Annotated in this window: 10 protein-coding genes; 9 read left to right on the top strand and 1 reads right to left on the bottom strand. The window is 40.1% G+C overall.

Annotated features, from left to right (window positions below; genetic code table 11):
* Positions 1-322: 322 nt before the first annotated feature.
* The 9 genes from rocF (at position 323) to ACFPOH_RS02325 (ending at position 10162) form a co-directional block, all read left to right on the top strand.
* A complete protein-coding gene (rocF, locus tag ACFPOH_RS02365) occupies positions 323-1228 on the top strand; it encodes an arginase (protein WP_342470937.1) in 906 nt (301 codons plus the stop codon).
* Between the two features lie 144 nt (positions 1229-1372).
* A complete protein-coding gene (sigW, locus tag ACFPOH_RS02360; protein ID WP_342470938.1) occupies positions 1373-1936 on the top strand; it encodes an RNA polymerase sigma factor SigW in 564 nt (187 codons plus the stop codon).
* A 13-nt stretch (positions 1937-1949) separates the two neighbouring features.
* On the top strand, positions 1950-2570 hold the full coding sequence (locus ACFPOH_RS02355; RefSeq protein ID WP_342470939.1) for an anti-sigma factor family protein: 621 nt from the start codon (positions 1950-1952) through the stop codon (positions 2568-2570).
* Positions 2571-2866: 296 nt separating this feature from the next.
* Positions 2867-3703 (top strand): diadenylate cyclase CdaA, encoded by an 837-nt coding sequence (gene cdaA, locus ACFPOH_RS02350; RefSeq protein WP_342470940.1) that lies wholly within the window; start codon positions 2867-2869, stop codon positions 3701-3703.
* Positions 3696-4718: a CdaR family protein gene (locus ACFPOH_RS02345; RefSeq protein ID WP_342470941.1), complete on the top strand. Its 1023-nt coding sequence runs from the start codon at positions 3696-3698 to the stop codon at positions 4716-4718. Before cdaA ends, ACFPOH_RS02345 begins: the two co-directional genes overlap by 8 nt.
* A gap of 104 nt (positions 4719-4822) precedes the next feature.
* A complete protein-coding gene (gene glmM, locus ACFPOH_RS02340; RefSeq protein ID WP_342470942.1) occupies positions 4823-6175 on the top strand; it encodes a phosphoglucosamine mutase in 1353 nt (450 codons plus the stop codon).
* Positions 6176-6385: 210 nt separating this feature from the next.
* Positions 6386-6913 (top strand): type 1 glutamine amidotransferase domain-containing protein, encoded by a 528-nt coding sequence (locus ACFPOH_RS02335; RefSeq protein WP_390308769.1) that lies wholly within the window; start codon positions 6386-6388, stop codon positions 6911-6913.
* A gap of 576 nt (positions 6914-7489) precedes the next feature.
* Entirely contained in the window at positions 7490-9292 is a 1803-nt protein-coding gene (glmS, locus tag ACFPOH_RS02330) for a glutamine--fructose-6-phosphate transaminase (isomerizing) (protein WP_342470944.1), read from the top strand.
* Between the two features lie 315 nt (positions 9293-9607).
* Positions 9608-10162, top strand: a complete 555-nt coding sequence (locus ACFPOH_RS02325) for a hypothetical protein (RefSeq protein WP_390308768.1) — start codon at positions 9608-9610, stop codon at positions 10160-10162.
* Between the two features lie 231 nt (positions 10163-10393).
* Here the strand turns inward: ACFPOH_RS02325 and ACFPOH_RS02320 are convergent, their stop codons facing one another.
* The gene (locus ACFPOH_RS02320; RefSeq protein ID WP_390308767.1) at positions 10394-10918 is read right to left on the bottom strand and encodes a hypothetical protein; all 525 of its coding nucleotides are present in this window, start codon (positions 10916-10918) and stop codon (positions 10394-10396) included.
* Positions 10919-10939 lie beyond the last annotated feature (21 nt).

Here is a 10939-nt window from a genome sequence, read left to right as displayed (position 1 = left end):
AACTCCTTTGGAAAATGTGTTTTGGCGATTACATTTTACCAGAGTTTTGTCACTGTCTCATTTTTTTTTGTTCAAAAAAATTGGTGCTGGTTTATACTCACCAACACCAAATATTATAGAGCCAAAAAATTGATGGGTTGGGTAAGAATGCTCATAATTTTGCACAAAATTTGAAATGCCGGCAAATACGCAAATTGTTCCGAACATCCTTTTAAACGAATTCATTTGGCGACAGACTTTGAATAATTATGCATCATTATGTCAAGTTGAGTCACAGGATAAATTTCCTATAGAATAAAAAGTATCTAGGGGGTGTTTTTTGATGGAAAAAAAGAAAATTTCTATTATCGGTGTTCCTTCTGATTATGGCCAACAACGTCGGGGTGTGGATATGGGGCCAAGCGCGATGAGATATGCCGGAGCCATTGAGAGATTGGAAAAATTAGGTTATGATGTTAATGATGAAGGAAATGTATCAGTCCACAAAACGAAGAAAACAAAAAGCGAAGAAGATAAATTATTGAATTTGGAAGAAGTGTTAGAAGTCAGTGAACAATTGGCGGAAAAAGTCGATGAAGTAATAAAGCAGGGAAGATTCCCGGTCATTTTGGGGGGAGATCATAGCATTTCCATCGGTTCCATTGCCGGAATAAGAAGGCATTATAAGAATTTGGGAGTTATCTGGTTCGATGCCCATACAGACATCAATACGCCGGAGACGACCCCTTCCGGAAATATTCATGGAATGCCCTTAGCGGTTAATCTTGGACTTGGGGATGAGCGGTTAATCAATGTTGCAAAGGATGCTCCTGCAGTCAAATTTGAAAACGTTGTCATCATCGGTGCCCGTTCGATTGATGAAGGGGAAAAAGCTTTAATAAAGGAAAAAAAGATCAAAATTTTCACAATGCATGAAATTGACCGTATGGGGATGTCGAAAGTCATTGAAGAAACCGTGGCTTATTTGAAGGCACGACAAGTGGATGGGGTGCATATTTCCATTGACTTGGATGCGCTGGATCCGATCTATACACCCGGTGTTGGAACGCCGGTGCCTGGCGGAATCACTTATCGGGAAAGTCATCTGGCGATGGAAATGTTGGAAGAAGCAAAAATTATTACTTCTTGTGAATTTGTAGAGGTCAATCCAATTCTTGATGAACGCAATAAAACGGCTGATACTGCAGTAGCATTAATGGGATCGTTGATGGGAGAAAAATTAGTGTAAAAATCACTATTTATTTCTATATATTGACTATTCTATACTTGATTAGATAAGATGAAAAAAATTTTTTATATGTTAGAAAAAAAGTGAAACTTTTTATTGAGTTCGTTCGTACAGTATTTAACCCAAAAGGTGGAGAGTTAATGTATGGATGCGTTAGTGAAAAAACGAATAAAGCAAGTGCTGAAAGGCGATCAAAATGCCTTTGCGGACATTGTAAGCCTTTATCAGCACAAGCTGTACCAAATTTGTTACCGAATGCTAGGAAATAAACAAGAGGCTGAAGATATTGCCCAAGAAGCTTTTGTCCGAGCGTATATCAATCTCCATACGTTCGATCCCAAGAGAAAGTTTTCCACGTGGCTTTATCGAATCGCGACAAACCTGTGTATAGACAGGATCAGAAAAAAAAAGCCGGATTACTATTTAGATGCAGAGGTCGACGGAACCGATGGATTGAATATGTATTCCCATATTGCCAATGACGATCAGCTGCCTGAAGATGCAGCACTTCAAATGGAATTTCAAGAACGCATCCAACATGAAATCAGCAAATTGCCAGAGAAATATCGTACGGTAATTGTATTAAAATATATTGAAGAATGTTCGCTTCAAGAAATTAGTGAAATACTTGACTTGCCTTTGGGAACAGTGAAAACTAGAATTCATAGAGGTCGTGAAGCATTGAGAAAGCAGTTAAACGAACTGTAGGAGGGGAAATCGCATGAGTACGTGTCCACAACACATTATTGAATATATGCACGAGTATCTGGATGGCGACATTAGCCGTGAACACGAGCAAGTGCTTAAACAGCATTTGAAGACATGTACGGCATGTCAAGAGCATATGCATCAACTAAGCGATGCGGTTGCATTTATTAAAAGTGCGGCACAAATTACGGCACCTCCACATTTTGAAGAAAAGGTAATGAAGCGTCTTCCTCGACCAAAAAATCGACTCGGTATACAAAACTGGCTGAGAAGACATCCGTTCTTGGTAGCGGCTGCCATGTTTATTCTATTTATGAGTGCAACACTTTTTGGAAGTTTCAATGATGATAAATTTTCAGTAACGAAACAACCGAACTTGGTAGTGGAAGGCCAAACCGTTATTGTCCCTGAAGGCGAAGTTGTGAAAGGCGATATCGTTGTAAAAAATGGAGATATTGTCGTTGAAGGTGAAGTGGACGGCAATGTAATTGTCATTAATGGAGAGTATATGGCATCCACTGCAGTGGTGACGGGCCAAATCCATGAAATCGATCAGGTATTTGAATGGGTTTGGTATGAAGTGAAACGGATGACAAAGGACTTTTTGGCACTGTTTGAAAACGGGAAAGATTAATTTGATCCTCCATTTTGGAATGAACTGCACCTTTAAGGATGCAGTTCTTTTTTTGTGATGGACATGATAATCCGTTCGGCTTAAATAAAGAAACATTTTCAAAAAAGTTTCGTTAATACTATAAAAGCTTAATGAATTTGATTATGATATACTTGATAATAGTATATAAATTGGGAAAATTTGATTTAATTTAGAAAATGAAAAATATTTGCATACTATTTTTATAAAACAAGCATAAACTATATCGCTTATGATTTATATGTGATTGATTTGGTTAAATAAGTGGGGGATGCCACATGAATATAATTGAGCAATTTACGGATTTTACACCTGTAAATATCATCTTCAGCTTTTTGGACATCATACTTGTCTGGTACGTGATCTATAAAATATTAACCCTAATCAGAGGAACAAAAGCGGTTCAATTGTTGAAAGGGCTATTTGTTATTATCGTTGCAAGAATTGCCACTGAAATTTTTGGTCTGGATACGTTAGGTTGGATGTTGCAAGAAGTCATTGATTGGGGATTTTTGGCAATTATTATCATTTTCACTCCTGAGATTCGGAGAGCCCTCGAACAGATTGGGCGGGGAAGATTATTTCAACGTTCAGTCAATCAATTGGAAGATGAACAGGCCCGTTTGATCGAAGCCATGAAAAAAGCGGTAAGCTATATGGCAAAACGGCGGATCGGTGCTCTCATTTCCATTGAAAAAGAAACCGGCTTAAACGAATATATCGAAACGGGCATCCGATTAGATGCAAATATCTCTTCAGAACTGATCATCAATACATTCATTCCAAATACCCCACTTCATGATGGAGCAATGATTATCCAAAAAAATCGTATTGCAGCTGCAGCTTGTTATTTGCCGTTGTCCGAAAGCACTTTGATTTCCAAAGAGTTGGGGACGAGGCACAGAGCTGCCCTTGGGTTAAGTGAAGTGACAGATGCCATTGTGGTCGTCGTGTCCGAAGAAACTGGGGCAATTAGTATTGCAGTGAACGGCAATTTACATAGAAATCTCACGTTGGAGAATTTCGAATCGTTGCTGAAAACATTATGGTTTGGCCCTGAAGGCGAATTAGAAGCATCCTCTAAGTGGACTTGGAGGGGGAAAAAGCATGGATAAATTTTTTGATAATATATGGGTGTTGAGGGCAACAGCCTTCATTTTGGCACTCCTGCTTTTCTTTTATGTGAAAGCCGAATTGACAGGCGGGAAAGAACCTACGTCAAATAATCAAGTGGACATTATTACAGATGTGCCGCTGGAGGCTTATTATGATTCGGAAAACTTGATTGTTACCGGTCTGCCGGAAACGGTGGATGTTACAATTGAGGGGCCGATGCAGCTCGTACTGCAAACAAAATTCAAAAAAGATTTTAAAGTTTTTGTTGACTTGAGCGATCTGTTAATCGGCAAACACAGAGTGACCATTCAGCATGAAAACTTTAATCCAAAATTAAATGTGACAATCGATCCTGAAGCGGTTGATGTGGTCATTGAGGAAAAAGTTACCCAAGAGTTCAAAGTGGATCCTGAAATCAATAGTCAATTAATTGCTGAAGGCTATATGCTAAAATCCATGACTGTGGAACCGAGCAAAGTAGTTGTTACAGGTGCCAAAAGTGCGATTGAAAGAATTAATTATGTAAAGGCAACGGTTTCGGCATCAAACGGAATCAAAGAGTCATTTACCCAAGAGGCGAACGTCAAGGTATTGGATGGCAATTTAAACAAATTGGATGTGTATATTGAACCACAGACAGTAAACGTCACTGTCGAGGTGGAAGAATACAGTAAAAGTGTTCCAGTGACGCTGAAACAAACAGGCTCCCCGCCGCCGGGAGTCGTGATTCGTCAATTGGAAACCGATACAAAATCGGTTCAAGTGTTTGGTCCAAAATCAATCGTTGACTCGATCAAGACGTTAGAAGCGGAGTTTGACTTATCGCAGGTGGATCATTCCGGGAATTATGAAGTGAATTTGAAATTGCCTAAAGGCGCTACAAGATTGGGAACTGATAAAATTTCTGTTCGGGCAAATATCACAAGAACATCCCAATCCGAAACAAGTGTTGACGAAACGACAAATGAAGAGCAAAATATCGATGAGTCAAATAGTGATGCAAACAGCAATTAAACCATATAAAAAGATAAAACCTATTCAAAGCATATTATTACTTGTAATTGATTCCATAAATGTTCATTTGTATGGAATGTCAAGTGTTGAAGGAGAGAATAGTTATGGGAAAATATTTTGGAACTGACGGTGTACGTGGAGTTGCAAATACAGAACTCTCACCGGAACTTGCGTTTAAAATTGGCCGTGCTGGGGGATATGTTTTAACAAAGAACGCAACAGAAAGACCAAAAATCATTGTCGGCAGAGATACGAGAATTTCCGGCCATATGTTGGAAGGGGCGTTAGTGGCGGGATTGCTTTCTATCGGTGTGGAGGTTATGAGACTGGGGGTAATAAGCACTCCGGGTGTCGCTTATTTGACCCGTGTGATGAATGCGGATGCAGGGGTCATGATCTCCGCATCCCATAACCCGGTTCAAGATAATGGAATTAAATTTTTCGGACCGGATGGCTTTAAATTGACCGATGAACAGGAAGAAGAAATTGAAAAATTGATTGACGCCGAACAAGATACGCTTCCTAGGCCGATTGGTGCGGAATTGGGCACGGTCAGCGATTATTTTGAGGGCGGCCAGAAGTATCTCTCATATTTAAAACAAACGGTGGATGTTGACTTTGAAGGTATTCATGTGGCTCTTGACTGTGCTAACGGAGCTACTTCTTCATTGGCTACCCACTTATTTGCTGATTTGGAAGCGGATATTTCAACTATGGGCGCTTCGCCGGACGGATTAAATATCAATGACGGGGTAGGTTCCACACACCCTGAAAAGCTTGCGGAATTCGTCTTGGAAAGAGAAGCGGACGTGGGGCTGGCCTTTGATGGCGACGGAGACCGTTTGATTGCCGTTGATGAAAAAGGAAACGTTGTAGACGGCGATCAAATCATGTTTATCATCGGCAAATATTTAAACAGCAAAGGGCTTTTAAAGAAAAATACAGTCGTATCCACTATCATGAGCAATATGGGATTCTATAAAGCGTTGGAAGAAAACGGGATGACCAGCGCGCAAACGCCTGTCGGTGACCGCTATGTCGTTGAAGAAATGCGCAAAAATGATTACAACTTCGGCGGCGAACAATCCGGCCACATCGTTTTCCTTGATTACAATACAACCGGCGACGGTATGCTCACGGCAATCCAATTGGTGAGCATTATGAAATTGACAGGAAAACCTCTATCTGAACTGGCATCAGAAATGAAAGTATATCCACAACGCTTAGTCAATGTACGGGTAACAGATAAACATAAAGTAAAAGAAAATCCGAAAGTACAAGAGGTTATCAAAGAAGTGGAAAACGTTCTTGGAAATAATGGCCGTGTACTGGTTCGACCTTCAGGTACAGAGCCGTTGGTGCGTGTGATGGTGGAGGCGCCTACAGAAGAAGAATGTGAAAGTTATGTAAACCGCATAGCAGAAGTGGTAAAAAAAGAAATGGGCATGAATGATTGAGATGAACGGCTGCGCAGAATATGAATGTTCTGCGCAGTTTTAATTTTTTGGGGATAACTGTATCCACACAAGTCTCAATCCATCCACCCAGGTCCACTCCCTTTAGCGCGAGAAACCATTTCACCTCCACTATTTCCATCAGGCACTGATTAATTAAAGAAGGAATGGGCATAGTAATAAATGTGAAATATGAAAGGGAGTGGAGAGATTATGGCAAAAATTGCAACACTTATAACAGACTTATTTGAAGATGTTGAATTTACAAGCCCTAGAGAAGCTCTGGAAAATGCGGGCCACACAATCGTGACGATCGATAAAGAGGGCAATAAAACCGTAAAAGGAAAAAGAGGAGCCAAAGTGGATATTGATTATGGAATTGAAGAAGTCCATCCGGATGATTTTGACGCATTGTTCATTCCGGGAGGCTTTTCACCGGATCTGTTGCGGGATGACGATCGCGTGGTGGCATTTGTAAAAGCATTTATGAAGGCAAACAAGCTTGTATTCGCCATCTGCCATGGGCCGCAACTGTTAATTTCGGCAAGGGAATTGGAAGGGCGCGACGTCACTGGTTATAAATCCATCCGGGTGGATTTGGAAAATGCCGGTGCAAAATTCCATGACGAGCCGGTGGTGGTTTGCGGAAACCAATTGGTGACAAGCAGAACCCCGAATGACTTGCCTGAATTTAACAGAGAAATCGTCAACTTGTTAAAAGAGCAAGAGCTTCAGGAGTAATTGTTAGTACTTTTTTCTCAAAGGTATAAAAAAATTTTTTTGCCCAGGACAATTTCTTGGGCAGCTATACATAGATGGGTTCAACCAATTTGTATAGAATAATAAAAAATAACAAATGTAAATCATTGACGGAAAGTAGCATATTCTGTATGATGTAGTTGCTTGATTTTTTCATGAATAATTTCCATATTTTATAAGGGAATTATTCAAGCGCGGCAAAGGAGGGTAGTTACGCGCTATAAAAATGCAAGGAAAATAATGATAGCGCCTGGACTAAGGAAATCGGACGTTCAATCCTTAGTTGACGAGGAGGAGGTTTATCGAGTTTTCGGCGGGTACCTCCCGACCGCATTGCCCGGTCGCAATTTCGTTCTTAAAACATAAAAGCGATTTTATGGACAAAGGAACGAAAAGGCAATAATCAATAATATAGAGCGATATCAAACCTACATTTCTTTTTTTAAATTGATTTAATTAGACAGAATTCGATGTTAAAAAAAGAGCGGATGTAGGCGGTATTTTTTATTGTCTTTTTCAAATCTATGAAGATATCGCTTGTAACGGAGGAATGTTAAAATGTGTGGAATTGTCGGATATAACGGAAAGTTGGATGCGAAGGAAATTTTAATTAAAGGATTGGAAAAACTGGAATATCGGGGATATGACTCAGCCGGTATCGCCATTCTGAATGAAAATGGTGTTACGGTTTTTAAAGATAAAGGCAGAATTGCCCACTTGCGTCAAATCGTTGATGATCAAGTTGAAGCAAATATCGGCATTGGTCATACGCGTTGGGCGACTCACGGTGAACCAAATCAAGTCAATGCCCATCCCCATCAAAGTGCATCAGGTAGATTTACCATTGTACACAATGGAGTTATTGAAAACTATCACTTGTTGCAAAGAGAATATTTAAAAGAGATTCCAATGCAATCTGATACGGATACAGAAGTGATTGTTCAATTAGTGGAACTATTCGCTAATGAAGGATTATCAACAAAAGAGGCGTTCCGCAAAGCGATCTCTTTATTGCACGGTTCTTATGCGATCGCCCTTCTTGATAAAGAAGATCCGGAAACGATTTATGTCGCAAAAAATAAATCTCCTTTGCTGATCGGAGTCGGTGAAGGATTCAATGTGGTGGCATCCGATGCTTTGGCGATGCTTCAGGTGACAAATCAATTTATTGAAATCCATGATGAAGAAATCGTACTTGTGCATAAAGATAAAGTGGAAATTTCCACTTTGGATGGACAAAAAATTGAACGAAACCCTTATACAGTGGAACTTGATGCGAGCGATGCCGAAAAAGGAACATATCCTCACTACATGTTGAAAGAAATGGATGAACAGCCTGGCGTGGTGCGTAAAATTATTCAAGAATATAGCAACGATGCAGGCGAATTGGCAATCGACGAACCGATCTTAAAAGCGTTGCGCGATGCGGACCGGATTTATATTATTGCAGCAGGAACCAGTTATCATGCAGGCCTTGTAGGAAAACAATATTTTGAAAAACTTGCCGGAATTCCAGTGGAAGTGCACATTTCCAGCGAGTTTGGCTATAACATCCCGTTGCTTTCCGAAAAGCCGCTGTTCATTTTCATTTCCCAATCCGGTGAAACAGCCGACAGCAGACAAGTGCTTGTAAAAGTGAAAAAATTAGGCCATCCTTCTTTAACTATTACTAATGTTGCGGGATCCACTCTTTCCCGTGAAGCGGATTATACTTTATTGCTACATGCCGGCCCTGAAATTGCCGTGGCATCGACAAAAGCTTATGTGGCACAACTTGCGGTACTTGCCATCGCCGCTTATGTCACTGGAAAAAGCAAAGGAATCAAATCCGATTTCGATTTGAAAACAGAGCTGGCCATTGCTGCCAACGCGATTCAATCTATCGTGGATTCCAAAGAGGAATTGCACAAAATCTCAAATGAATATTTAAGCAAGTCCCGGAATGCATTCTTCATCGGCCGCAATATCGATTATTATGTAAGTTTGGAAGGTGCTCTTAAGTTAAAAGAAATTTCCTATATTCAGGCGGAAGGTTTTGCAGGCGGGGAGTTGAAGCATGGTACGATTGCGTTGATTGAAAAAGGAACGCCAGTCTTTGCCCTCGTTACACAAGCGCCAGTGGCATTGAATATCCGCGGAAACGTGAAAGAAGTGGTGGCGCGCGGGGCAAATGCATGCGTAATTTCCATGGAAGGACTGGATGAGCACGATGACCGTCTGGTGATTCCGAAAGTTCATCCACTTCTAACACCGCTTGTTTCTGTCGTGCCGCTCCAATTCATCAGCTACTATGCGGCTCTTGAACGCGGCTGTGACGTCGACAAACCTCGTAACCTAGCAAAATCTGTAACGGTGGAATAAAATAACCGATACTTGCAGTATGTGAGTGATAATTAATGTTGTCACACAATTATTGAATAATGTCACTGATTTTTGCCTTGATACAGCATAAATGCTTGCTGTATCAAGGTTTTATTTTTTGGTTACATTTCATTATCCTTTCTACATTGATATCCTGTTCTTTTCTGAGATATTGAATAACGCTGAAAAAGCCGATACATAGAATTTTCGATGGAGAATAGAGTGAAAAATTTTTAGTTCGGCCATGATTTCAGAGATTTTTCATTTTGTTTGGTTACGCTTATAGTCAATATCAAGATGAACAGGAGGAGCTTTATGAACTATTTGAAATTATTGATGGCACTAATTTTCTGTTTTGCACTGATTTGTACGTCTGGTCACATCGCATTTGCGGATGATGATTTTGGGGAGCATCATGAGCATTACGAATGGGGTTATGGCAAAAAAGAACATATAGACGACCGCTATGAAGATGCAGGAGAAATGATTGGCTGGGGGACGGTTATCACATTTGCAGTGGCTGGGTTAATATTTCCGATGAGAAAATTAACCAAACCGATGATTACGACATTTCCGTCAATTAAGCAAATCTATATATCGTTGACGAAATTTTTGGGTAAATACCACATACTGATTGGAATCGTCACGGTCCTTTTAAGTATCTGTCACGGCATTCTCATGTACCTTCATGAAGGAAGATTGGAAGATGAAGGGGTTAGTGGACTAGTATCAGCTATTGTGTTGGGAATAGCCGGTTTGATTGGGTTAATGTTATTTAACAATAAAAAGGTTAAGAGCTTACGAACAACACATATGACGTTAATCGCTGTTACAATGGTTATTGCTCTTTTCCATATTTTCATTTCCTAATACGAATTTTGTTGGGATCTGATTAATACGGGGACAACTGCTATGGATAAATTCCATTTATTACAATAAATTCATGTTCAGCTATTTGCACCAAATTTGCGCCGGTAGGATTGACCGAACTGCCTGAAAAGGGCGTACTTTTATACATTGTTTGTGACAAGATTAATGATAAGTCATAACCAAAAAGCCTTGATATAGCCAAATGCTTGCTGTATCAAGGCTTTTTCTTTGTCATTTTAGAATATAAGATTTGGTATGGAAAGGAATTTCCTTCACATCGTTCAGCTTGTTAACGTAAAGAGCCATAGCATGGGCAACGTTTGATAGAAGGCCGATAAATTTGAATAATAATTCGCTAACCGGGTTTTCTTTATGTACATGATACAAGGCGCGGTAAACAAGCTTTGCATCATTTCTCACACGATGCAAATGCAGTGCTGCCAGACATCCTTGTGGTATGACGAAATGTTTCATTGCTTCGCCCACTTGCCCGCTATAATAGTCGTACCGTGAGCTTAACCATTCAACATCTTCTTCCGTGATAGCCAGGTTGCCCCGAACAGAACCATTGGCGTGATACGTTAATTGCTGCAGGCGAATGAGATCATCTTTTATAATTTGTTCATGCTCTTTGGTTAAATAGGGAATCACCATGCCAATGCTGACAGTTAAAGCATCTGAAAGCACTTCATAATCCACTTTGCAGCTTTTCTCCCTCATATAGGTATAACAAATATAACGCAAATCTTTTTTCATTGAATATCACTCTCCTAATAA

It is taken from the genome of Ureibacillus suwonensis (assembly GCF_042655065.1).
Taxonomy (GTDB): Bacteria; Bacillota; Bacilli; order Bacillales_A; family Planococcaceae; genus Ureibacillus; species Ureibacillus suwonensis.
Note: the sequence above shows the minus strand (reverse complement) of the source record. Positions and strands in the feature narration are given on the sequence as shown.